The sequence below is a fragment of the Polaromonas sp. genome (assembly GCF_013817205.1).
Lineage (GTDB): Bacteria > Pseudomonadota > Gammaproteobacteria > Burkholderiales > Burkholderiaceae_C > Polaromonas.
The window spans coordinates 1-23,418 of the sequence record NZ_JACDDD010000001.1 but is presented as its reverse complement, the minus strand read 5'-3'; the positions used below and the strand labels follow the sequence as shown (position 1 = coordinate 23,418).

Annotated in this window: 24 protein-coding genes; 9 read left to right on the top strand and 15 right to left on the bottom strand. The window is 62.6% G+C overall.

The annotated features are described in order from the left end of the window. Positions 1 to 173: 173 nt before the first annotated feature. The 3 genes from H0W47_RS00120 to H0W47_RS00110 all read right to left on the bottom strand — a co-directional run bounded on the left by H0W47_RS00120 (position 174) and on the right by H0W47_RS00110 (position 2,380). Positions 174 to 929 carry an SDR family NAD(P)-dependent oxidoreductase gene (locus H0W47_RS00120; protein WP_296919231.1) on the bottom strand — a complete coding sequence of 252 codons (756 nt, stop codon included), beginning with the start codon at positions 927 to 929 and terminating at the stop codon, positions 174 to 176. Positions 930 to 978: 49 nt separating this feature from the next. Then, entirely contained in the window at positions 979 to 1,611 is a 633-nt protein-coding gene (locus tag H0W47_RS00115; protein WP_296919229.1) for a protocatechuate 3,4-dioxygenase, read from the bottom strand. A gap of 70 nt (positions 1,612 to 1,681) precedes the next feature. Then, on the bottom strand, positions 1,682 to 2,380 hold the full coding sequence (locus H0W47_RS00110) for an RluA family pseudouridine synthase (protein WP_296919378.1): 699 nt from the start codon (positions 2,378 to 2,380) through the stop codon (positions 1,682 to 1,684). Positions 2,381 to 2,420: 40 nt separating this feature from the next. On the opposite strand from H0W47_RS00110, the gene atpE reads away from it, so the two are divergent. After that, positions 2,421 to 2,663 (top strand): F0F1 ATP synthase subunit C, encoded by a 243-nt coding sequence (atpE, locus tag H0W47_RS00105; RefSeq protein WP_296919227.1) that lies wholly within the window; start codon positions 2,421 to 2,423, stop codon positions 2,661 to 2,663. Here atpE and H0W47_RS00100 read toward each other — a convergent pair. The 8 genes from H0W47_RS00100 to H0W47_RS00065 form a co-directional block, all read right to left on the bottom strand. Beyond that, complete coding sequence (locus H0W47_RS00100) at positions 2,660 to 2,938, bottom strand: VF530 family protein (protein ID WP_296919377.1); 279 nt, start codon at positions 2,936 to 2,938, stop codon at positions 2,660 to 2,662. The genes atpE and H0W47_RS00100 overlap by 4 nt on opposite strands. 86 nt (positions 2,939 to 3,024) lie before the next feature. Beyond that, the gene (locus H0W47_RS00095) at positions 3,025 to 3,168 is read right to left on the bottom strand and encodes a hypothetical protein (RefSeq protein ID WP_296919225.1); all 144 of its coding nucleotides are present in this window, start codon (positions 3,166 to 3,168) and stop codon (positions 3,025 to 3,027) included. Positions 3,169 to 3,207: 39 nt separating this feature from the next. Further along, the gene (locus H0W47_RS00090) at positions 3,208 to 4,515 is read right to left on the bottom strand and encodes an NAD(P)/FAD-dependent oxidoreductase (protein ID WP_296919224.1); all 1,308 of its coding nucleotides are present in this window, start codon (positions 4,513 to 4,515) and stop codon (positions 3,208 to 3,210) included. A 427-nt stretch (positions 4,516 to 4,942) separates the two neighbouring features. Beyond that, positions 4,943 to 6,163 carry a hybrid sensor histidine kinase/response regulator gene (locus H0W47_RS00085; protein WP_296919222.1) on the bottom strand — a complete coding sequence of 407 codons (1,221 nt, stop codon included), beginning with the start codon at positions 6,161 to 6,163 and terminating at the stop codon, positions 4,943 to 4,945. Next, positions 6,150 to 6,755 (bottom strand): chemotaxis protein CheB, encoded by a 606-nt coding sequence (locus tag H0W47_RS00080; protein WP_296919220.1) that lies wholly within the window; start codon positions 6,753 to 6,755, stop codon positions 6,150 to 6,152. The genes H0W47_RS00085 and H0W47_RS00080 overlap by 14 nt, the downstream gene beginning before the upstream one ends. Positions 6,756 to 6,763: 8 nt before the next feature. Continuing rightward, the gene (locus H0W47_RS00075) at positions 6,764 to 7,645 is read right to left on the bottom strand and encodes a protein-glutamate O-methyltransferase CheR (RefSeq protein ID WP_296919218.1); all 882 of its coding nucleotides are present in this window, start codon (positions 7,643 to 7,645) and stop codon (positions 6,764 to 6,766) included. Further along, the gene (locus H0W47_RS00070; RefSeq protein WP_296919216.1) at positions 7,645 to 11,115 is read right to left on the bottom strand and encodes a response regulator; all 3,471 of its coding nucleotides are present in this window, start codon (positions 11,113 to 11,115) and stop codon (positions 7,645 to 7,647) included. The genes H0W47_RS00075 and H0W47_RS00070 overlap by 1 nt, the downstream gene beginning before the upstream one ends. A gap of 89 nt (positions 11,116 to 11,204) precedes the next feature. After that, complete coding sequence (locus H0W47_RS00065) at positions 11,205 to 12,230, bottom strand: alpha/beta hydrolase (RefSeq protein ID WP_296919214.1); 1,026 nt, start codon at positions 12,228 to 12,230, stop codon at positions 11,205 to 11,207. Positions 12,231 to 12,237: 7 nt separating this feature from the next. Here H0W47_RS00065 and H0W47_RS00060 point away from each other — a divergent pair, with 7 nt between their 5' ends. Then, the gene (locus tag H0W47_RS00060; protein ID WP_296919213.1) at positions 12,238 to 14,121 is read left to right on the top strand and encodes an acyl-CoA synthetase; all 1,884 of its coding nucleotides are present in this window, start codon (positions 12,238 to 12,240) and stop codon (positions 14,119 to 14,121) included. Positions 14,122 to 14,150: 29 nt separating this feature from the next. On the opposite strand, the gene H0W47_RS00055 is transcribed toward H0W47_RS00060, so the two are convergent. Next, positions 14,151 to 15,296, bottom strand: coding sequence for a sensor histidine kinase (locus H0W47_RS00055; RefSeq protein ID WP_296919211.1), 1,146 nt, complete (start codon positions 15,294 to 15,296; stop codon positions 14,151 to 14,153). A 194-nt stretch (positions 15,297 to 15,490) separates the two neighbouring features. Next, complete coding sequence (locus tag H0W47_RS00050) at positions 15,491 to 16,150, bottom strand: OmpA family protein (RefSeq protein WP_296919210.1); 660 nt, start codon at positions 16,148 to 16,150, stop codon at positions 15,491 to 15,493. A 202-nt stretch (positions 16,151 to 16,352) separates the two neighbouring features. Between H0W47_RS00050 and H0W47_RS00045 the strand changes: the two genes are divergently transcribed. The 3 genes from H0W47_RS00045 to plsY all read left to right on the top strand — a co-directional run bounded on the left by H0W47_RS00045 (position 16,353) and on the right by plsY (position 18,666). Continuing rightward, positions 16,353 to 17,417: an aldo/keto reductase gene (locus H0W47_RS00045; RefSeq protein ID WP_296919208.1), complete on the top strand. Its 1,065-nt coding sequence runs from the start codon at positions 16,353 to 16,355 to the stop codon at positions 17,415 to 17,417. A gap of 103 nt (positions 17,418 to 17,520) precedes the next feature. After that, the gene (locus H0W47_RS00040; RefSeq protein WP_296919206.1) at positions 17,521 to 18,012 is read left to right on the top strand and encodes an aminoacyl-tRNA deacylase; all 492 of its coding nucleotides are present in this window, start codon (positions 17,521 to 17,523) and stop codon (positions 18,010 to 18,012) included. Positions 18,013 to 18,033: 21 nt separating this feature from the next. Continuing rightward, on the top strand, positions 18,034 to 18,666 hold the full coding sequence (gene plsY, locus H0W47_RS00035) for a glycerol-3-phosphate 1-O-acyltransferase PlsY (RefSeq protein ID WP_296919204.1): 633 nt from the start codon (positions 18,034 to 18,036) through the stop codon (positions 18,664 to 18,666). Positions 18,667 to 18,684: 18 nt separating this feature from the next. On the opposite strand, the gene H0W47_RS00030 is transcribed toward plsY, so the two are convergent. Together H0W47_RS00030 and H0W47_RS00025 are read right to left on the bottom strand one after the other, a co-directional pair. Next, complete coding sequence (locus tag H0W47_RS00030) at positions 18,685 to 19,359, bottom strand: TIGR02281 family clan AA aspartic protease (protein ID WP_296919203.1); 675 nt, start codon at positions 19,357 to 19,359, stop codon at positions 18,685 to 18,687. Between the two features lie 4 nt (positions 19,360 to 19,363). Further along, complete coding sequence (locus tag H0W47_RS00025) at positions 19,364 to 19,849, bottom strand: YajQ family cyclic di-GMP-binding protein (RefSeq protein WP_296919201.1); 486 nt, start codon at positions 19,847 to 19,849, stop codon at positions 19,364 to 19,366. Between the two features lie 56 nt (positions 19,850 to 19,905). On the opposite strand from H0W47_RS00025, the gene murB reads away from it, so the two are divergent. The 4 genes from murB to H0W47_RS00005 all read left to right on the top strand — a co-directional run bounded on the left by murB (position 19,906) and on the right by H0W47_RS00005 (position 23,284). Then, positions 19,906 to 20,958, top strand: a complete 1,053-nt coding sequence (murB, locus tag H0W47_RS00020; protein WP_296919200.1) for a UDP-N-acetylmuramate dehydrogenase — start codon at positions 19,906 to 19,908, stop codon at positions 20,956 to 20,958. 237 nt (positions 20,959 to 21,195) lie between these two features. Then, positions 21,196 to 22,350: a Fic family protein gene (locus H0W47_RS00015; RefSeq protein WP_296919199.1), complete on the top strand. Its 1,155-nt coding sequence runs from the start codon at positions 21,196 to 21,198 to the stop codon at positions 22,348 to 22,350. 18 nt (positions 22,351 to 22,368) lie between these two features. Next, positions 22,369 to 22,974, top strand: a complete 606-nt coding sequence (fic, locus tag H0W47_RS00010; protein ID WP_296919198.1) for a protein adenylyltransferase Fic — start codon at positions 22,369 to 22,371, stop codon at positions 22,972 to 22,974. 127 nt (positions 22,975 to 23,101) lie between these two features. Beyond that, positions 23,102 to 23,284, top strand: a complete 183-nt coding sequence (locus H0W47_RS00005; RefSeq protein ID WP_296919197.1) for a hypothetical protein — start codon at positions 23,102 to 23,104, stop codon at positions 23,282 to 23,284. Positions 23,285 to 23,418: the final 134 nt, after the last annotated feature.

Sequence of the window (23,418 nt, the reverse complement as noted above, 5' to 3'; positions counted from 1 at the left end):
GAAGCCGTGGGGGGGGGGCGATTGGGGAGTTGCAACTAGCGCCAAGAGCAAGACAGGGGCGCAGCGCGATGACTGACTGCGTCGAATCGCGCGCAGGCTCAATTTATGAATAATTCGGCCTCCAGCCCTTATGCATCAAGCGCACATAGCTATAAAATATGTAGCAAACAGACTCAGTCTCTTACATCTGCCACCGGCTGGCTGCCGAAGTCCGCTCTGGCCAAAAAGGCCAGGATGCGTGCGGCAGCTTCTTCCGGTGAGGTCAGCAGACCGCGCTCCTTGAGGTTGATGAAGTTGCTCTGGTCCGGAAAGGCCGCCGCTTCGGCGCCGCGTAGCTGGGTTTGCATGTCGGTGTCGATTACGCCGGGCGCCAGTGAGCAGAGCGTGGCGCCCCGGGGCTTGAGCGCTTCTTCCAGGGCCACGCAGCGTGTGAAGTGGTCCATGCCGGCTTTGGCGGCGCAATAAATCGACTGGGACGCCATGGCCTTGCGTCCCAGTCCCGACGAGATGTTGAGCACCTTGCGTTGGGCGGTCCAGCTTTCGGTGGCGCGCAGGAAGGCGGCGGTCAGTTGCATGGGCGCTTCCAGTCCGACAGCCAGACCCTGGTGCAGGTCGTCGGCATCCGCATCGCTGAGCGGGCCAATCCGGGGGATCACGCCGGCGTTGTTGATCAATACGGCGCTGGCAAAACCTTCGCCGGCCAGCTCGCGCAGCCATTGCTCCAGTCGCGCGCTGAGATCGACGCTGTGCGCCAGGTCCTGCGGCCACTGCACCAGCGCCGCGCCTGCGAGCTTGGCCTGCGCGGCCAGGGTGTCGTTGGTCTTGCGCGAGATGCACAGCAGCGTATGGCCCGGTTTAAGCAGTTGCCGCGCCATGGCCAGGCCCATGCCGCGGGAAGCGCCGGTCAGGATGAAAAGGTGGTGGGTCATAGCTGCCGATGTTACTGACAAACGCGACCGGCATGCCGGTTTGTGCGCCTCAGGCCGTCACAACAATGGGAAAGTTTGCACGCAGGCCATCATTACCTGCCGTGAACGGAACGGTCAATGCTGCCCGGTCCGTCTCATCGAGCCGGCGCCACAAAAAATCGCGTGTGTTGCCGGCGTCTCCGGCCACATACAGCTGGGTTGTCAGCAGTTCGCGCTGGCCGAGCTTGACTTTCACATGGATGTGCGGTGTGCGCCCGGCATAAGCGACCGGCCGGAGCGTGCGAAAGCGGTAGCGTCCGTCGGCAGCCACCGTGACGCTGCCGAAGCCCTGGAAGCGCCGGTCTGCCCGGTCGCCGTCGCCGGGGTGGTGATAGTGGCCGGCGTGGTCGCACTGCCAGATCTCGACGCGGGCACCTGCCACCGGTTTGCCGGCCAGATCGCTGACCTGGCCCTCGACCCAGGCCGGCTCGCCCTCGGGATAGACCAGCGTGCCGTTGCGCAGCAGGTCGGGGTCGCTGTCCCTGGGCAAAGCCACCGGGTAAAACGGCCCTTCGGTTTGCGAGGGTGTGGCGCGCCGGGCGGTGCCTGGTTGCGCGCGCGGGCCCAGCCACAGGGCGGGGAAGGCCACCAGGGCGGCGGCGACGGTACGACGACGAAGCAAAGTTGGGCGGTCAGTGGGCATGAGAACTCCGTTTCTGATGGTCATCAGATGCAGCCGACGTCGACGAAGTTCCGCGCCCCTGCGTCAGTGTTCAGAACGGAGGCGCACTGCGGAGATCCATCAGCTCACCGCTGACGGGATGTGCAAACTGCAAACGGCTGGCGTGCAGCAGCAGGCCCGGCGCGCGTGCCTGCACGGTGGCGTCGCCGTACAGGCGATCCCCCAGGATGGGGTGGCCGATGGCCTGCAGGTGCACGCGCAACTGGTGCGATCGGCCGGTCAACGGCGCCAGTTCCAGGCGTGAGCTGCGGGTGAGCGCATCGTGCCCCAATACGCGCCAGCGTGTCTGGCTGGCTTTGCCATGCTCTGCGTCAATGACGCGCAGCGGGCGGCTCGGCCAGTCCACGGCGATGGGTAGGTCGATCAGGCCCCAGGCTCCGGCGCCGGGCGGGGTGACAGGGTCGCCATCGACCACCGCGACGTAGCGCTTGTTGACCTGACGGCGCTCGAACAGCGCGCCGAGTGCGCGCTGGATGGCGATGCTGCGCGCCATCATCAACAGGCCCGAAGTGGCCATATCGAGCCTGTGCACGACCAGCGCGTCGGGGTAATGTTGTTGCACCCGTGTGCTCAGACAGTCCTGCTTGTCCTCACCCCGGCCCGGTACCGACAGCAGGCCGGCGGCCTTGTTGAGCACCAGCAGGCTGGCGTCGGCATGGACTATTTCAAAACCGCGCGGCGCGGCGTCATTACCTCTGAGGTCATTGTTTTGCGATGAGCCAGGCAGCATCATGGAGCCATCAGCAAGTGTTTAACCAAGGAGAAAAATCATGACAGACGCAGGTGCCATTTCCATTGCAGCCGGCCTTTTGATCGGACTGGGCGCCGTTGGCGCCTGCCTGGGCATAGGGGTGATGGGCGGGCGTTTCATCGAGGGCGCGGTGCGCCAGCCCGAATTGATGGAACCGCTGCAGGTCAAGATGTTCCTGCTTGCCGGCCTGATCGACGCCAACTTCCTGATCGGTGTGGGTGTGGCCATGATGATGCTGTTCGCCAACCCGCTGGGTGCTTAGGTCTTTGGCGGCGGGAAATTGTGCACCGTCGGCGCGGCGCGGCGTTGCTCGCGCAGCATGAACAGGAAAAGGCTTTCGACCTTCTCACGCGCCCAGGGCGTTTTACGCAGGAATTTCAGGCTGGATGGCACGCTCGGCTCGAAAGTGAAACAGCGGATCGCAATCCGCTGGCCGAGTTCTCCCCAGCCATAGTGCGCCGACAAGGCGGTGACCATGGCTTCGAGCGTGACGCCGTGCAGCGGATTGCCCGCCTGTATGGCCCCCACGCTCGGCACTGGCGTGTCCTCGCTGCCCCCCGAGGGGGCTAATTTTCCTTGGGGCGGCTCGGCGGAAAATTGCGGTGGGACTGGAGCCGTCACTTTTACTTGTTCTTCAGTTTGCCGCGCAGGGGGACTTGGGTGACGATGGTCGGGCGCACCGCGTCGGGCGACACCGCTTTCGGTGGCGAGGTGTCTTTTTTCGGTTTCTTGACCATCTTGTTGTTGTGGGTCTGTCCTTTGGCCATGGTGTTTCTCCGTTGGGTTGATGGGAATGCCGCTGATTATCAGTGCAACTTGATGCGCGGGCGGTAGGTGCGGTCAATCATTTCCGACAGGGTGATCAGTGCGGTTTTCTTCCAGCCGCCCAGCGCCAGCTGGTGCTGCTTGTGCAGCGCCCAGTACATCACTTTGGCGAGCTGGCCTTCGATGAAAAAGCTGCCCTTGGTGAGGCTGCCCATCAGGCTGCCGACCGAGGAGTACTCGGACAGCGACACCAGCGAGCCCTGGTCTCTGAAGACGAACGGCGACATCGGCTCGCCGCGCTGCAGGCGCGGCAAGGCCTTCACCAGGTACATGGCCTGCTGGTAGGCCGCCTGCGCACGCGGCGGCACCCAGGTGCCGTCGGGTTGCTGGCAGGCGGCGCAGTCGCCGAAGGCGAAGATGCTGGCGTCGGTGGTCTGCAGGTTGCCGTTGACGACCAGCTGATTGAGCCGGTTGGTTTCCAGTGCCTGCTCGCCGCCCAGTGTTTTCAGGAAGTCGCCGGCCTTGACGCCGGCGGCCCAGACCGTGAGGCTGGACGAGATCACCTTGCCGCTGGCCATCTTCAGGCTGCCTTCGGTGACCTCGACGACCTTCTCGTTGGTATGGACCTCGATGGCCAGCTTGCGCAACTCGCGCAGCGCTGATTCGCTCAGGCGCTGGGGCAGTTGCGCCAGCAGGCGCGGCGCAGCCTCGACCAGCACGATCTGCAAGTCTTTTTCCGGGTGGATGTGGTCAAAGCCGTAGTTGGCCAGCACACGCGCCGAGGCATGCAGTTCGGCCGCCAGTTCCACACCGGTGGCGCCGCCGCCGACGATGGCCACCGTCAGGCGGCCGCTGCCTGCGCTACGCGGAACGGTCTGCGCGCGTATGCAGGCGTTGATCAGCCGGTCGTTGAAACGTTTGGCAGCCTGCGGGCTGTCCAGCTTGATGGTGTGTTCGGCTGCGCCCAAGGTGCCGAAGTCGTTGGTCTGGCTGCCAACGGCGATGACCAGCGTGTCGTAGCCCAGCTCCTGCGCCGGCGTGATTTCGCGTCCGGCCTCGTCATGGCTGGCGGCGAGTTGCAGGGTTTTGCTGGCGCGGTCCAGGCCTTCGAGCCGGCCCAGGCGGAACTTGAAATGATTCCAGCGCGCCTGCGCAAGATATTCGATTTCCTCGGCATGGGTGTCAAAGCTGCCGGCCGCCAGCTGGTGCAGCAGGGGCTTCCACACATGGGTGCGGGCGGCGTCGACCAGCGTGATCTGGGCCAGCCCCTTTTTGCCCAGGCGTTTGCCGAGCTGGGTGGCCAGCGCCAGCCCGCCTGCGCCCCCTCCGACGATGACGATGCGATGCATGAGATTTTTCCTCTCCGGCCTCAGGCGGCCGGTGGTGATGTTGTTGTGGCTACATGGTAACTGGCGGGGAGGCGGGTGCGTTTGGAGTAATAAGTCTATGCCTCGGTGGCGGGTTGACCATGCACTGAAGTTGCCAGCAAGTAGGGGGGTGCCCGGCGGTAACTAATTTTTCTTTTGCGTCACCGAAAGAAAAATAACCCAAAAAAAAGCCGAGCCGATGGTCTGCATCCGCTTCGCTTGGCGCGGGAGCAACCGCCAGTGCTCGCCAAAAGCGGGTCTCGCTCGAACTCGGCTTCACCTCAAACAATCGCGATCCCTGTTCCGCTTTTTTTGCCTGCGCTCCACGGCCCAGCCCGACGGGTGGGAGCTCAAATACAGAACCCCATCCGGTGCCCGCAGGCCGATGCCCGGCGGCGTGGCCAAGCCGTCAGTCCGCAGCCAGCGCCGGCTCAACGGGCGGCCGCAGCGGCAGCAGGACGGTGAACACCGAGCCGTGGTCGGGCTGGCTTGCCACTTCGATGCTGCCGCCATGCGCATGCACCAGCTGGCGGGTGATGTACAGACCCAGGCCGAGGCCGCCGGTATGGTCACCTTCGCGTGAAGTGGCGCGTTCAAACTGGCCGAAGATGCGCTTCTGGTCAGCCACCGAAATGCCGCAGCCGCCGTCGCGAACATCAATGCGCACGCCGTCGGGCAGCGGTGTCATGCGCACATCGACGGGTTGGCCCTTGCCGTAACGCAGTGCGTTGGTCAGCAGGTTGATGAGCACCTGCTCGATACGGAACTCGTCCCAGAAGCCGATGACGGGTTGCGTGGCGTGCAGCGTGATGGCGCAGCCGGCCGAGGCGGCCTGGTTGGCGAGATTGCCGACCACACGCTCCAGCAGCACCGGCAGGTTGACGTCGCTGGGGCGTATTGACAGGCGGTTGTTGCGCAGCCGGGTGACGTCCAGCATGTCGTCGATCAGGCGCACCATGTTCTGCACCTGCAGCTTGTCGCGTGCCACCATTTTCTGCAGGTAGGCCGCGTCGAACATGGCGGTGTTGCCGAGGTCCAGCTGCATCTTGCGTAACTGCGCATCCAGAAACAGGGTGTTGAGCGGTGTGCGCAGTTCGTGAGCCACCATGGACATGAAATCGTCGCGCATGCGCACGGCAACCTTCAGCTCGGCCTCGGCGGCCTGCAACTCCTGCACCAGCACTTCCTGTTCCTCGCGGCTTATTTCGAGCGCCTGTACCTGGCGCCGCGTTTCGTTGCGCTGCAGATGGAGTTCGACAAACACATTGACCTTGCTCCTGACCGCTTCGGTATCCAGCGGCTTGTACAGAAAGTCCACCGCGCCGGTTTCGTAGCCTTTGAAGGCGTAGTTCGATTCCTTGCCTGCAGCGGTCACAAACACGATGGGGATGTTGCGTGTTTTTTCGGTGCTGCGCATTATTTCGGCGAGCTCGAAGCCGTTCATGCCGGGCATCTGCACGTCCAGGATGGCCAGCGCAAACTCATGCTCGAGCAGCAGGTCCAGCGCTGCCTCGCCGGAGCTGGCCTGGAAGATTTCGCGGCCTTCCAGGCGAATCAGGGCGTTGAGCGCCAGCAGGTTGTCGGGCAGGTCGTCAACGATCAGGACTTTGGCGGTGTCAGGTATTCGCATGGTTGTGGTCAAGTTGAATGAGCAATTGCCGGATGCCATCCAGCGTGAGAATCAGGTTGGGTTTGAGTTTTCGTATGGCTGCTTGCGGCATGGTGGCGACCTGGGCTTCGGCCGGGTCCTGTACCGCAGTCAGGCCGCCCCGTTGCTTGATGCGGGCCAGGCCAGCCGCGCCGTCAAAATTGGCGCCGGTCAGGAGCACCCCGGCAAGACTGGGCCCGTAGGCGTCGGCAGCGGAATCCATCAATATATCGATCGAGGGCCGCGAATAGTTGACAGGTTCTTCGCAACTAAGTGAAAAAGTCCGGTCGGCCTCGATCGACAGGTGGTAGCCGGAGCCAGCGAAGTACAGGGTGGACGGCGCGATGGCTTCCTTGTCGGCGGCCTCGCGCACCACCATGCCCAGCCTCTGGTTGAAGACGTCCGCCAGCCGGCTGTCGCGCTCTTTGGGCAGGTGCAGCACGGCAATGATGGGCAGCGAAAACTGCGCCGGCAGCCCTGACAGCACGGTCAGCAGCGCGTGCACTCCGCCGGCCGAGGCACCAATCACCACGGCCTCGACGGCATGTCTTGCTGCGACCTGCTGGATATCCATGCGCCTGCTCAGTCCTCCAGCTTGCGGAAAATCCGCTCGGGCCGGTCCAGTGGCTCAAAGCGCGTGGCATAGGACGAGAAGTCAATGCTTTCCTTGCTGCCCAGGCCCATGAAGCCGCGGAGGCTCAGTGATTCGTGAAACAGGCCCAGCGCGCGGTCCTGCAGCTTCTTGTTGAAATAAATCAGCACATTGCGGCACAGCACCAGCTGGATTTCTGAAAACACGCTGTCCGTGGCCAGGCTGTGATCGGCAAAGGTCACGTTGTCACGCAGGGACTTGTCGAAAACGGCAGCTTCGTAAGCGGCTGTGTAGTAGTCGGAAAACACCTGCCGGCCGCCGGCGGCGTGGTAGTTGGCAGTGTGGCCCTGGATACTGGACAGCGAAAAAATGCCCTTGCGCGCTTTGGCCAGCGACTTGGGGTTGATGTCCGTTGCATAAATGAGGGAGCGGTCCAGCAGACCTTCTTCCCTGAGCAGGATGGCCAGTGAATACACCTCTTCACCGGTGCTGCAGCCGGCCACCCAGATTTTCAGCGAGGGATAGGTGTGCAGCACCGGCATGACCTGCTGGCGCAGGGCCAGGAAAAATGTGGGGTCCCGAAACATTTCGCTGACGGGAATGGTCAGGTACTGCAGCAACTGCATGAAAACAACCGGGTCTTGCGCAACCGCTGCCTGCAGGGCCGGGATGGTCGGGTAACCGAGCTGGGCGAGCGCCTTGATGACCCGCCTTTTCTGGGACGCACCCGCGTAGTCGCGGAAGTCGTAGCTGTACTGGCTGTAGATGGCCTGCGTCAAAAGGTGCAAGTCAGCTTCTGCATGGTCCTCGGCAGTATCCCTGCCCGGGGCGCGTCCGGTCGCTGCTGCGTGGAGCTCGGTTTTTTTGGGCATCAGCTGCGATCCGTGACCGGCATCCACACGCGAAGCAGGGAAAACAACCGGTCCAGGTCAATCGGCTTGGCGAGGTAGTCACTGGTGCCGGCCTTCAGACATTGCTCCTGGTCGTCCTTCATGGCCTTGGCGGTGACGGCAATGATGGGCAGTTTCTTGAAACGTGCATCCTTGCGGATGCGCCGCGTCGCCTCCAGCCCGTCCATGCCCGGCATCATGATGTCCATCAGCACCAGGTCAATGTCTGCGATTTCGTCGAGCTTGCTGATGGCTTCAAAGCCGTTGCGACCGACCTCGACCCGCATGCCCTTTTGTTCCAGGGCGCTGGTCAGGGCGAAGATGTTGCGCGCATCGTCGTCCACTACCAGCACCTTGCGGCCGTCAAAGGCGGCATCGCGGCTGCGCATGTTCTGAAGCATGATCTGGCGGTCCGCCGACAGCTCCGATTCGACCTTGTGCAGAAAGAGGGTGACTTCGTCTAGCAGCCGTTCGGGCGAACGCGCGCCCCTCATGATGATGGCGCGCGAATACTTCAGCAGCTCGGCCTCTTCCTGGCGGGTCATCTCGCGTCCGGTGTAGACGATGACGGGCGGTGAAGAAGAAAGTTCCTCGGCCGACATGCGCTGGAGCAGCTCATGGCCCTGCATGTCGGAAAAGTTCAGGTCCATGATCATGCAGTCGAACATGGTGCGAGTGAGCAGCTCGAGCGCCTCACCGCCGGTTGCCACTGCGGTGATCTCGATGTCACCGTCACCAATCAGTTGCACCACACTGTCACGCTGCAAGGCATCGCCTTCGACCAGCAGCACGCGCTTGATTTTCTGGGCCAGTTTGTCGCCAAGCTTCTGGAACACGTCCTTGAGCTGCTCGCGCGTGGTGGGTTTGAGCGCATACCCGATGGCGCCCATCTGCAGGGCTTCCTCGGTCAGGTCTTCACCCGACACCACATGTACCGGGATGTGCCGCGTTTTCGGGTTTTCCTTGAGTCGCTGCAGCACCGACAGGCCCGGACGATCCGGCAGCCCCATGTCGAGCAGGATGGCATGCGGAATGAACTGCATGGCCAGCGCAAAACCGTCTTCGGCGCGATGGGCCACCAGGCAGTGGTAGTTCATCTCGCGCGCCAGGTCGTAGAGGATTTGCGCAAAAATGACATCGTCTTCGATCACCAGCGCCAGGCGGCCGCCGGGCGGTAAATGCCTGTCATCGGCAAAAGCCGCGGCAGGCACCGGCCCACGCAAAGGGGCGGACTCCGGAACTGGCGCCGTGTTGCGGGGTCGCGCGGGCGCCCGGCGGGCGGGCTTCAGGACCTGGGGAGCCGATGCCGGGTTCCATTCGCAGGGCAGCAGCAGGGTGAAGGTGCTGCCCCCTCCCTGTCTGCTGTCTACCGAGAGCGAGCCGCCCAGCAGGGTGGTCAAATCGCGTGAGATCGACAGGCCCAGCCCGGTGCCGCCATAACGCCTGCTGGTTGTGCCATCGGCCTGACGGAAGGCGTCAAAAATGAGCTGCTGCTGGTCGGGGCGTATGCCGATGCCGGAATCGCGCACCGAGAAGGCAACGATGCCCTGTTGGTGCAGCGCGACGCGCAGGCTGACTTCCCCGGCGTCGGTGAACTTGATGGCGTTGGAGAGCAGGTTTTTCAGGACCTGCTCAATACGCTGGCGATCGGTTTTCAGCGTCGCCGGGGCCCCTGGTTCGATGCGGATGGTGAGGGCCAGCTTCTTCTGATTGGCCAGCGGTTCAAAGGTGTTTTTCAGCGAGTCCACCAGCTTGGTCACCGCCACGTCCTCCGGCGACAGCTCGAGCTTGCCGGCTTCGACCTTGGAAATGTCGAGGATGTCGTTGATCAGGCTGAGCAGGTCGTTGCCTGCCGAATAAATCGACTGTGCAAAGCGGACTTCTTCCTGGCTGAGGTTGCCCTTGGGGTTGTCGGCCAGCAGCTTGGCAAGAATCAGCGAACTGTTCAGCGGCGTGCGCAACTCGTGTGACATGTTAGCCAGGAATTCTGACTTGTAGCGGCTGGCGCGGCTCAATTCAGCGGCGCGCTCCTCGAGCAGGGTCTGGGCCTGGTTGAGTGCTGCGTTTTTGTGGTCCAGCGACAGGGCCACTTCCGACAATTGTTCGTTGTTCTGCTCAAGCTCGGCCTGCTGGTTCTCCAGCGTGACCTGGTACTCCTTGAGCACACGGGACTGCTCTTCGAGTTCTTCATTGGTGGTGCGCAGCTCTTCCTGCTGGACCTGAAGCTCCTCATTGAGCTCCTGCGACTGGCTGAGCACATCTTCCAGGCGACGGCGGTAAAGCGCCGCGTGGATGGAGTTGCCGATGTTGCTGGCGATCAGGGCGACAAATTCCAGGTCGCGCGGGGCCAGCGCACGCAGGAATCCGAGTTCGACCACGCCATTGACAACCCCGTCGTTGTGCACCGGGATCACCAGCACATGGCGGGCAGAGCCCTGGCCCAGGCCGGAGCTGACCTTGAGGTAGCTGGCCGGCAGATCGTCAAGCTGGAGGATCCGGTTTTCAAGCGCGGCCTGGCTGACCAGGCCCTCGCCGGTGCGATCTGTTTGCCCCGCTTCGCCGCCGTCATGGGTCTGGCCGTAGGCTGCCACGCGCTGCAGCTCGCCGTTTTCCTGGCGCACATAAAGAGCGGCGACGGCCACATCGAGATAACGCGCCAGAAACTCCAGCATCTTGCGCCCCAGCGACGCCAGTGCGTGTTGTCCCTGGGTTTGTTCGCCCAGTTGCCTTTGCCCGGTGCGCAGCCAGAGCTGCTGCTCCAGAAGCAGCGCCGTTGCGGCTTGTTTGTGTTCCGCCTCGCCGTAGGAGTCCGACAGACGCTGCAACTCGCGGTGCCCAAGTAATGCCAGCAGCCCGCTCAGCCCCAGGCTGAAGAGCAAGTAGGCAGCCATGCCCCAGGCGGTGTTGTTGCGTGCCTGCGCGTTGCGCTCCTGCAGCAGGCGCTCTTCAATGCTGATGAATTCTGCGAATTCACGCCGGATCTCGTCCGTCAGGCTTTTGCCGCCGGCCGAGCGCACGGGCGCCTGGTAGTCGAGGTCCTTGCGCCGCAGATCCACAATGCTTTGCGCAAACTCGTTCCATTGCGTCTGCAGGGCTGCAATGCGCCGGAGCCGGCTGACCTGATCCTGGTTGTCCCTGACCAGCCCGGACAGCGTGGCGGTTTCAGCGGCGATGCGCGGCTTGCCGATCTCGAACGGCTGGAGCAGGGGCTCTTCGCCGGTAACCAGGAAGCCATACATGCTGGCTTCCATATTGGCGCCCAGTTTGGCGATCTGGTTGGCGCTGCTGATGGCGCGCTCTGCCCGCTCGACACCGCCCAGAACGGACAACAGGTAAAAGATCAGAGCGACGAAAACGACGGCACTCAGCGTGCCAACGCCCAGCGGCAGGCCGACGTTGCGCGTCAGGATGCGACGATAGTTTTCTTCGTTGATGACGCTGGGTGCGGTCATGGATTTTCCCCGCGCCATGCGCAAAATCCTGATTGTCCTACAAAGACCGCTCGGCCAGCGTGCTACTTGGGGTCAAGCTGCCCCAGGGGCTACGTGGGCGAGGGCTGCGGCGCAGATTCCTGGCCCAGAAAGTCCCCGATCAGCTGTGCGAGCTGCGCGGGCTGGTCATGGTGCAGCATGTGGCCGGCGTCCTGAATGACGGCGGTGCTGATTTGTGGCACGGATTTCAGGCGCTCGTGGTATTCGGCCAGTGTGTATTTGCCTTGCCACCATTTGCCCAGGGAGTCGTCCGAGGCCTCGATGGCCAGCGTGGGCGCGCTGATGTTGCGGTAGATTTCCAGCACCTCGTCGACGCGGTAAAGCTGCGCGTTGGTGATCTTGTGGGCCGCGTCGCCCAGAATGTTCCACTGGCCCTGGGCGTCGGGGGCAGCCCAGTGCCGGGCCAGCCAGTCGGCCTTGTCCTGGCTCAGGCGGGGGTTGGTGCGCATCAGCCGGCGGGCCACGCCATCGGCGTCCTTGTAGGGCTTGAGCGCCATCTCGCCCTTGTGCAGGCTCTTGAGCTCGTCCATCCATTTGGCAAAACGTCCCGGTGCCTGGCTGGCGCGGGTGGCAGGCATGCCGAAACCCTCCAGGTTAATCAGCTTGCGAATGCGGGCCGGTCGCACGCCGGCGTAGAGCATGGCGACATTGCCGCCCATGCTGTGGCCAACCAGGTCCACCGGGTGGTCGCCGGCGTAGTGGTCCAGCAGGAAATCGAGGTCGGCCAAATAGTCCGGAAACCAAAAGTTGTCTGCCCCCCCTGTTCCGGTCTGGCCATAGCCACGCCAGTCAGGCGCGATGATGCTGCGGCCCTGGACAAACGCGTCAGACAGGGCATCCACCACAAACTGGTAAGACGCGGAGACATCCATCCAGCCGTGTACCAGTACAAGTGGTACCCCCACGTTCCCCACTGCGTGTGGTTCACTGCCCCCCGAGGGGGCTGGCCTTGCTTGGGGCGGCCCGGCGCTAGCGGCCGAGGCGTCAGTCTGCGGGGACTGCCAGATGCGGACGCGGTAGGTGATACCACGTATAGGGACTAACTCGCTGCGGGAGATGCGTTTTTCTTTGTACATTGGAGTGATGATAAAGAGACTTGCACCGCCTACGAGTAAAGGCAGGGACAACGCGACCGCCAAGCCCCCCGATCTTTACGACGCCCTGCACGCCGGCTTTCGGTGGCAGGTCGATGAATACTTCAACATTGCCGGCGTTTGCTCACGACGCTGGGCAGAGATGCCGGATGCTACAAAAAGAATAGCTATCCGCGCCCACCAGTCGGGGGCTGAGGGTATTTTTTATACCTATTTCCAGCTGCAGGCGGCAGCCGATGCGCTCAGCCATGTGCTGGTGGAACTCGGCGTCAAACGCGGTGACCGGGTTGCCATCGTGATGCCGCAGCGTTTTGAAACTGCGGTGGCCTACATGGCGGTGTTTCAGATGGGCGCAGTGGCCATGCCGCTGTCCATGCTGTTCGGACCCGAGGCGCTGGAATATCGCCTGCAGGACAGCGACGCGGTGCTGGCCATCTGCGACGAAAGCTCCATGGACAACATCCAGGTCGTGCGCAGCCGCTGCCCGGCCCTGCGCACGGTGATCGCCGCCGGCGCGGCTGCGGGGCAGGGCGACGTGGATTACGAGGCTGCGGTGGCCGCGCAGCAGCGCGCATTCACCGCCGTCAAAACCAAAGCCGACGACGCAGCCATATTGATCTACACCAGCGGCACCACCGGCCCGCCCAAGGGCGCATTGCTGGCGCACCGTGCGCTGATCGGCAACCTGCCCGGGTTTGTCTGCAGCCAGAACTGGTTTGGTTTCCCCACTGACGGTGGTGTACCGACCCCCTCCCCCGCGCGGGGGAGCGAAGTCGGGATGCCCTCCCCCGGCCGGGGGAGGGGTCGGGTGGGGGCGAGCCTGAAAGGGGCAAAGCCCAGTCTGCCGGAGCCAGAAACGCAAAGCGTTTTCTGGTCACCGGCGGACTGGGCCTGGACGGGCGGCCTGATGGATGCGCTGCTGCCGACGCTGTACTTCGGTCGGCCGATTGTGGCTTTCAACGGCCGCTTTAGCCCGGAGCTGGCCTTCAGCCTGATGCAGCAACAGGGCGTGACCCACACCTTTTTGTTTCCGACAGCGCTCAAAGCCATGATGAAGGCCTACCCGCAGCCGCGAAAGCACTTCAAACTGAAGTTGCGGGCCATGATGAGCGCCGGCGAGGCGGTGGGCGACGCGGTGTTTGCTTACTGCCGCGACGAGCTCGGTGTGCTTGTCAATGAGATGTTCGGCCAGACCGAAATCAACTACATCGTCGGCAACTGTTCTGCACTGTGGCCAGCACGGCCCGGCAGCATGGGCAAGGGCTACCCTGGGCACAGGGTGGCGGTGATAAACGACGAGGGCAATGAATGCGCCGTCGGTGTGGCTGGCGATGTGGCCGTCAACCGCTTTGACATCCATCGCCATGCCGACCCGATTTTCTTTTTGGGCTACTGGAAGAAGGAGGCGGCGACACAGGCCAAATTCACCGGTGACTGGTGCCGCACCGGCGACCTCGCCACGCGCGACGCCGATGGCTATCTCTGGTACCAGGGGCGTGCCGACGACGTGTTCAAGGCCGCCGGCTACCGCATCGGCCCCGGCGAGATCGAGAATTGCCTCGTCAAACACCTGGCGGTGGCGAACGCCGCAGTGGTGCCCAAGCCGGACCGGGAGCGCGGCGCGCTGGTCAAGGCCTATGTTGTGCTTGCTCCTGATTTCATAGCTGCCCGCGCCCGTCGGACGGGGGCTGAGGGCCAATTTGATGCTGAACTGGTAGCAGAACTGCAAAACCATGTGCGGGGACTGCTGGCGCCTTACGAATACCCCAAGGAGATCGAGTTCATAGCCGCACTGCCCATGACCACCACCGGCAAGGTCCAGCGCCGCGTGCTCCGGCTGCAAGAGGAGCAACGCTTCCTCCAGGCAGGCTGAGCTGCTGTTCTCTACCAGCAGGGGTGAGCTTAATTGGCGCGCGGGGCCGGGGTGCCCGGCACCGAGCGCGGCAGTCGAACCGTAAAGGTGGTGCCATCGGCTGCAGTGGAGATTACGTCCAGGCTTCCGCCGTGGGCGCGGACAATCTCCTGGCAGATGAAGAGGCCCAGGCCCAGGCCCGAGGTTTCGCGGCGCTCGCCCTGGCCGGCCGCCATGCCGCGCACCAGCGGCCTGAAGATCCGCTGCTGCTCCTGCAGCGGGATCGGCGTGCCCAGGTTGTGCACCGAAAAGGCCACACCTCCGGCTTCTTCCCACAGCCGGACCTTCACAGGTTCCCCGCCATGGGTCAGGGCATTGGTCAGCAGGTTGGACAGCAGTTGCCCCATGCGGCCCTCGTCCCAGAAACCGTTGAAGTCCCCGGTGCTTTCAAGGCTCAGCACGCTGCGTGGATACCGCGCGCGGGTTTCGGCCAGCACTTTGGCAAACTGGAGGGCCAGGTCGCCGGGCACGGGCTTGATTGGCATCATTCCCTCGGACTGCACACGCGTGAAATCGACCACGTGCTCGATCACGCTGTTGATACGGACCACGCTGTTGATGATGGTTTCCGCCGCACTGGCTTCCAGCTTGCCGGAGCGCACCAGATACTGCGCCGACATGGAAATGGTGCCCAGCGGGTTGCGGATGTCGTGGCCGAGGATGCCTATGAACAGCTCGGTGGATTTGCGGGTCTGATCGGTGTAACGGGCCACCGAGTCGGCAATCGCCTGGTCCATGGATTGATGGAAGCGCACCAGATCCTCCATGTCGCGGGGCTGCTCGCGCCCGCCGCCTGCAGCCAGCCACAGCTGGACAATGCTGGTGCGGAAGGCCCGGTATTCGGTGATCATGGCGTCGATGGCAAACCCCGAGACCATGCGGGTGTCGGCATGGGTTCCGGCGGCAGCCTCCAGGTCATCCGAAGCCCCATCGCTGGCGTCTGGGGGCGTGTCGAGTTTGTCCGCGGGCGGCGGGCGATCAAGTTCGTCGGCGATGGCCGCAAGAATCTCACCGGCATGATCCCGCAAGGTGGCGGGGTCCATCATGCTGCCGTCCTGCACCAGGGTGGCCGCAAAAGTGTCCCAGGCTACAAGAATCTCCTCCGCGTTAACACGCAGGTGGGTTGAAAGTCGCATGAAAAGCCTTTGGTGAATATGCCCCAAGCATTATGGTGCACGCCGGACCGGCGGAGCCGGAAAACAAAAACCCCCCCGGTCTCCCGGAGGGTTTGCCATGGGTTTCCCCATTGATGTGCCGGTGCCTGCCCTGCGCACAGAGCGTCACCGGCAGGTGGCGCCTGTGCCCAAAGGATCAGGATGCGACGGTTCGATCAGCGCGCTGCGGCCTGGACGGGCTCTGCCACATAGATTTCGACGCGACGGTTCTTGGCGCGGCCTGCATCGGTGTTGTTGTCTGCAATGGGCTGGCGGGCGCCGGCGCCGTCGGTGCCGACACGATTGGCGGCCACACCGCGGCTGACCAAGTAGTTGCGGGTGCTGTTGGCACGGTCCATGGACAGCGGATTGTTGATGGCATCGCCGCCGGTGCTGTCGGTGTGGCCGATGATGGTCACACTGGTCACCGGGTTCTGATTCAGGCTGCCTGCGAACTGGTTCAGGATGGGCGCGAAGCTGGAATTGATGTCCGAACGGCCGGTCGCAAACGAGATGTCGGCGGGGATGTCAAGCTTGAGGCGGTTGTCGGCGGTCTGGCTCACAGCCACGCCGGTACCGACGGTGGCTTGCTCCATCGCAGCTTTTTGCTGCTGCATACGCTGCGACCAGAGATAACCGCCGCCTGCGCCTACGGCACCGCCAAGCACAGCGCCAGTGGCTGCACCCTTGGAGCCGCCAGTAGCGGCACCGATGACTGCGCCTGCGACAGCGCCAATGCCGGCGCCTTTGGCCGTGCCTTGCTGGGTTTCGCTCATGTTGGCGCAGCCGGTGAGGAAGAGGGCGGCGCAGGTCAGGGTGGTAAGGGCGAGTTTCATGGATTTTCTCCTGGAAAGTTGTTTGGCAAAGCACGCCGAGTGCGCGCTTGTGTGGAGCATCTTAGGCGCGGCAGCTCCGGGGACTTGTAAGTCAAACGCCCGAGTGCCTGCGCGGCAAGGGCGTGTTTTGCACGCTTTAAAATTGTTGGGGTCAGCCACCCCTGTTTTCCCTCATAGCCCTTATTGAACCCGTAGTGAATCCATGAACCAAGTCCAACTCGGCAGCAGCGACCTGAAGGTCACCCCCCTTTGTCTGGGCACCATGACCTTCGGTGAGCAGGTGAACGAAGCCAGCGCCCACGCCATTCTTGACCGCTCGCTGGAGCGTGGTGTCAATTTTCTCGATGCGGCGGAAATGTATTCGGTGCCGGCGCGCGCTGAAACCTTTGGCGCGACCGAGACCATCATCGGCAATTGGTTCGCCAGCCGCCCCGGCGCGCGCGGCAAGATGGTGGTGGCGACCAAGGTCGCCGGCCCGGCGCGCGGCATGGACTGGATCCGCAAGGGCAGCCCTGACCTGACGGCCAGTGACATCGTGCAGGCCTGCGAGGACAGCCTTCGGCGCCTGCAGACTGACGTTATTGACCTGTACCAGATTCACTGGCCTGCCCGCCATGTGCCGGCTTTCGGCGTGGCGTATTTCGACCCCGCCAAAGACAAACCAGTCAGCAGCATCGAGCACCAGCTCGAAGCCCTGGACGGCCTGGTCAGGGCGGGCAAGGTGCGGGCCATCGGCCTGTCCAACGAAACGCCTTATGGTGTGCACGAGTTCGTGCGTCTGGCTGACCAGATGGGCCTGGCCAAAGTGGCCACGGTGCAAAACCCGTTCTGCCTGGTTAACCGCACGGTGGAAAACGGCCTCGACGAGAGCATGCATCGGCTGGGCGTGTCGCTGCTGGCCTATTCGCCGCTGGGCTTCGGCCTGCTTACCGGCAAGTACGACCAGAGCGGGACCACCGGCCCGGACGTACCGGCCGAAGCGCGTATCGCCAAATTCGAAACCGTGCGCAAGCAGCGCTGGGGCCGGCCCGAGGCGCTGGCCGCCGCGCGCCGCTACAACGCGCTGGCGCGCGAGCATGGCCTGACGCCCACGCAAATGGCACTGGCCTTTTGTTACGGCAAATGGCAGGTCGCCAGCACCATCATCGGCGTCACCTCGGTCGCGCAACTTGATGAGAACCTGGATGCGTGGGGCACGGAGCTGTCGCCCGAGTTGCTGGCTGCGATTGACACCATCCGTTGGGAATTGCGCGACCCGGCGCTTTAAATATGGCTTCCCCCCGAAGCGCCTTCGGCGCCTCCCCCCAGGGGGCGCCATCTGCGGCCCGGCAAAGCCGGTTCCGCGCTGGCACTTGAACGGAGGCGCCGCTGTGGGCAAAAAGGAACATGTCTCGGAGACACCGGCCACGCAGCTGTTGAAGGCCAACAATGTGGTTTTCACCGAACACCCCTATGAGTACCTGGATCACGGCGGCGCGCAGCACAGTGCACAGGTGTTGGGTTTTGATCCCTTCACCGTCGTCAAAACTTTGGTGATGCAGGACCAGGACGGCAAACCCCTGCTGGTGCTGATGCACGGCAACCGCAAGGTCTCGACAAAAAATCTCGCGCGGCAAATCGGCGCCAAGTCGGTTGAGCCCTGCCAGCCGGAGGTGGCCAACCGGCACAGTGGTTATCTGGTCGGTGGGACATCGCCCTTTGGCACCCGCAAGACCATGCCGGTGTACATCGAGGAAAGCATTCTGGCGCTGCCCCGGATCGCCATCAACGGCGGGCGGCGCGGCTACCTCGTCGGGATCGCGCCGCAGGTGTGCGTGGACCTGCTGGGTGCAAAATCCGTCAACTGCGCGCTCATCGACTAAAAACAAGACACCGGAGAACACATGGACTATCTCTATTCCGCCATCGCCGTGGTGGCCGCCTACCTGATGGGCTCACTGTCTTTTGCTGTCATTGTCAGCAAGCTGATGGGCCTGAACGACCCGCGCAGCTACGGCAGCAAGAACCCGGGTGCGACCAATGTGCTGCGCTCGGGCAACAAGGCCGCAGCGGTTGTCACTCTGCTGCTCGACGCCCTCAAGGGCTGGCTGCCGATGGCGCTGGTGGGCTGGTTCGGCCGCGACTACGGCCTGAGGGAAGGCACACTGGCGGCCGTCGGTCTGGCGGCCTTCCTCGGTCACCTGTACCCGGTGTTCTTCAAGTTCGAAGGTGGCAAGGGTGTGGCAACAGCCGCCGGCGTGCTGTTCGGTGTGCACTGGGTGCTGGGGCTGGCGACGCTTGCGACCTGGGTCATCGTCGCCTTTTTCTCGCGCTACTCGTCGCTGGCCTCGCTGGCCTGCGCTCTGTTTGCGCCCTGGTACTACATGATCGGCGACCGCAGCTTCTGGTACGCAGAAAAATCAATGGCGCTGGCGATATTTGTGATGAGTGCCTTCCTGGCTTTCCGGCACAAGGAAAACATCAACAAGCTGCTCAAGGGTACGGAATCCAAGCTGGGCAGCAAGGCCAAAAACTGAGCTGCTCCGTGCCCTGGTTCAGTAGCGCTTGACGAGAATCATCTGCTCGTTTTCGCGCAGCATCTGGAAGCGGGTCAGGAAGCTGTTGCCCAGCAGCATGTAGGGCATGGGCTGCGGGGAGACGACCGCATCCACGTCATACACCTCGACGTCGCCGACGCGCACCGAAGCAAGTTTCACGCGAAAGCCCTGGGTGATGCCGTTGGCGGTGCTCATGCGCACCGGCTGGCCGTCTTTGTAGCTGATGCCCGCACGCTCGGCATCGGCCGCGCTCATCGCGATGCTGGTGGCGCCCGTGTCCACCATGAACTGCACCGCCCGCCCGTTGATCTGGCCAGCTGTCATGAAATGGCCGCCGCTGCCGGCGTTGAGCACAATGCGGGTGCCCTTGCCGGCCCCGCCCCCGCCGCTGCTCGCGCCCACGCTGACCGGCGCATCGCCCACCCGCAAAGTGTGGCGCTTGCCATTGAGCTCCAGCACCGCCTGGTCGCCCGAGACCGAAATCACTTTGACATTCATGTGGGTCTCACCGGCTGCCACCGACTTGGGTGGTGCACCGTTGACGACCAGCAGCGCCTTGGAGCCCAGCATGCCGGCGAGTGCCACGCTCTGGGCGATGGCCGCCGGTGCGGCCAGAAAAGCAGCCAGGCCGAGCAAGCCCGCCAACAGGGAGCGGACAGGTACGCTATTCATGGGCTCAGTCTCTGAAGTTGTTGAAGCTTAAAGGCATGTCAGGCAACTCGGCCTTGATCATGGCCATGGCCTCCTGCAGGTCGTCGCGGTTCTTGCCGGTGACCCGCACCGCGTCGCCCTGGATGGAGGCCTGCACCTTGACCTTGCTGCCCTTGATCAATTGCGAGATCTTCTTGGCCTGCTCGGTCTCGATGCCGTTGCGCACCTTGGTGACCTGCTTGACCTTGTCGCCGCCAATTTTTTCGACCTTGCCGGCGTCGAAAAAGCGCACATCGACGCCGCTTTTGGTCGCCTTGTTGCGCAGGATGTCGGTGATCTGGTCGATCTGGAAGTCGCTGTCGCCAATCAGGGTGATTTCCTTGTCCTTGAGTTCGATCGCGGCTGCCGTGCCCTTGAAATCAAACCGCGTGCCGATTTCCTTGGCGGTGTTTTCAACCGAATTCTTGACCTTGACCAGGTCGGCTTCGAGGACGGTGTCAAAAGAGGGCATGGTTCGGGGCTTCCTGGTTGACGCGACGGCGGCGGTCCGGATGAGACAATCCCCGGATGTTAGTCGAGAAAAACGTCCCTCTCCAGTTTTCCAACAGCTTTGGCATCATGGCCAAGGCCCTGAGCCTGGTCCGCATCACCAATGAGCAGGATATCGCCGCGGTGCTGGCCGATCCGGCGCTGCGCGACGCGCCCAAGTTTGTGCTGGGCGGCGGCAGCAACATCGTTATCACCGGCGACGTCAAGCCGCTGGTGCTCAAGGTCGAGATCAAGGGCAAAAAGCTGGTCGGCGAGACTTCCAAGGCCTGGATCGTCGAGGCCGGCGCCGGTGAAAGCTGGCACGACATCGTGGACTGGACCGTGCACCAGGGCTACCCGGGCCTTGAAAACTTGGCCTTGATCCCGGGCACCGTGGGCGGCTCGCCAGTGCAGAACATAGGCGCTTACGGCGTCGAACTGCAGGACCGCTTCGAGTCGCTGGACGCGGTGGACCTGTCAACCGGAAAAACCTTCACACTGGACGCCGCACAATGCGCCTTCGGCTACCGCGATTCGGTGTTCAAACACAGCAGCACCGGCCCCAACGGGCTCGGTCTGGCCGGCAAGGCGCTGATCACGCGGGTGCGGTTTGCCTTGCCCAAGGCTTGGAAACCGGTGCTCGGTTATGCCGATATCGAGAAAAAAATGGCCCAGTCGCCGGGCGTCCAGCCCGATGCGCTGCAGATTTATGAGTGGGTCTGTGAAATCCGGCGCGCCAAGCTGCCCGACCCCCAGGTCATCGGCAACGCCGGCAGCTTTTTCAAGAACCCCACGGTGTCGCCCGAGCAGTGTGCCGACATCATCCAGCGCGAGCCCAAGATCGTCCATTACCAGCTGGCCGACGGCTCGGTCAAACTCGCCGCCGGCTGGCTCATCGACGCCTGCGGCTGGAAGGGCAAAAGCATAGGCAACGCCGGTGTTTACGAACGCCAGGCGCTGGTGTTGGTCAACCGCGGCGGCAGCACCAACCCAGTGACGGGCGGCGAGGTCATGACCCTGGCAAAAGCCATCCAGACCAGCGTGTACGAACGCTTCGGCATCCGGCTGGAGCCGGAGCCGGTGGTGGTGTAGGGCCGGTAGAGCCTGCTGCGCGGGTGTGCTGCTGCTCTACGGTGCCTCGAAGCGCTACGTTTTTGATAGCTGCTCGCGCAGATTTGACGGGGGCTTGAGGCCGATTTGGCTTATAAAAAGTGCAAATTTCGGGTTTTCTGGCCGTCTGCCTCTCTCTCAAGCCTGCTTTCATACTTGCGCTTTGTATTAAAGATCAGTTTAATGTGATTTCATCAAATTAAAGACCTCTTTTGCACCATGCGCAGCACCGGTACCTACGCCACCTCCACCACCTTGGGCGAATCCGTGCAGGCGTTTGTGCCGCACGCACTGCCGCCCACCAAGCCAGCGCTGGCACCCGAGTCCTTTGTTGAGGCCAACCGTGCGGCCGAGCTGGCGCTGGCCCGGTTGTCAGGCGTTGCCGGGCTGGTGCCGTCGGTGGACTGGCTGCTCTACAGCGCCATCCGCAAAGAGGCGCTGCTCACTTCTCAGATTGAGGGCACCCAAGCCACGCTGGCAGACTTGTTTGACGAAGAAGCGGGTTTTGCGGTCAGCAACACCGATGACGTGGAAGAGGTCACCAACTACCTGCGCGCCTTCCGGCTGGTGCAGTCGCAACTGCGTGACCCCGCTGGCTTGCCCTTGAGCGTGCGCTTGCTGTGCGATGCGCACCGGTTGCTAATGGACGGCGCGCGGGGCAACGGCAAGCAGCCTGGCGAGTTGCGCCGCTCGCAAAACTGGATTGGTGGCACGCGGCCGGGCAATGCGGCGTTTGTGCCGCCACCGCCTGAGCGGGTGCCTGCCCTGCTGGCAGACCTGGAGCGTTTCATACACAACACAGACCATGGTTTGCTGCCCTTGCCCCCGCTGGTAAAAACGGCCCTGGTCCATCTGCAGTTTGAGACGATTCACCCATTTCTGGATGGCAATGGCCGTATTGGGCGCCTGTTGATTGCCGCGCTGCTGGAGCATTGGGGCTTGCTGCCCGAGCCGTTGATGTACGTTAGCGGCTACCTGAAGCAACACCAGGCCGAGTATTACCGGCGACTTTCCAACGTGCGTACCGAAGGCGACTGGGAAGGCTGGGTCGCATTCTTCCTGGAAGGCGTGGCCGTGGCGGCCCAAGATTCCGAGCGCAATATCGTGGCCATTGCCACGCTGCTGGCAACCGACCGCCGCACTCTGCTGGCCGCACCTAAAGCCGGACCCAGCAGCTACCGCCTGTTTGAAATGCTGCCCATGATGCCGCGCTTCACCATCGACCAAGTGCGCCAGAGGCTGGCTACCACCTTCCCCACGGCCACTGCGGCGGTGAAGGTGCTGGAAGATTTGGGCATCGTGACCGAGATGACGGGGCAGAAGAAGAACCGCAGCTACAGTTATGCCGCGTACATTGCGCAACTCAGTAGATAAGAATTTAAAGGACACACCATGGTCTTGGGCAACAAACTTCACATCACCAGCCAAGTTGAACTCAACCGGGTTGAAGAAAAGCTGAGCAAGCAAAAAGCCAAACAATTGTTTGAAAGCGGAGACATAACCCAAATGGAAGTGGGCACCTTTGCGGGCTTGGCCGCTATCCATAGCTATTTGTTTGGTGAGGTGTATGACTTTGCAGGGCAGGTGCGTGACGTGAATCTGGCCAAAGGCAACTTCCGGTTTGCCCCTGTGATGTATTTGCAGCAGTCGCTGGCGCACATCAGCGCCATGCCGCAGCAAAGCTTTGACCAAATCATTGAAAAATACGTGGAGATGAACGTCGCCCACCCGTTTCGCGAAGGCAACGGGCGTGCCACACGCATCTGGCTCGACTTGATGCTGAAAAAAGAATTGCAGCGTGTGATCGACTGGAACGCAGTGGACAAGGCCGAGTATCTGTCGGCCATGGAGCGCAGTGTGGTGAAAGACCTGGAAATCAAACACCTGCTCAAAAGTGCCTTGACTGACCAAATCAACGACCGCGCGCTGTACATGAAAGGCATTGACGTGAGCTACTACTACGAAGGCTATAGCGAATACAAGGTTGAGGATTTGTGAGCCAAGGCCCATCGCCCCAGGCGGCCGCGCCGGGCTCTGCCCTTATCAGAACATCCTGTGTAGCGGTAGCCTGGATGTCCACCCAAAGGCGGCATGAACCAAAAACCCGCTACCCCACTAGTTTGAGATGCTGCCCATGATGCCGCGCTTCACCATCGACCAAGTGCGCCAGAAGCTAGCGACTACCTTCCCAACTGCCACTGCGGCGGTGAAGGTGCTGGAAGATTTGGGCATCGTCACCGAGCTGAACGGGCAGAAGAAAAACCGCAATTACAGTTATCGGCGTTACGTGGAGTTATTGAGCGGGTAGCGCCATCACCGTTGTCTATGTGACCTGCCCCCACCCAGCCGTACCATCGTAAAAGAGAGAAGTCCGCCAACCCAGGAAAATGGCGGACATGAGAAAAAGCAGATACACCGAAGAGCAGATCATCGGCTTCATCA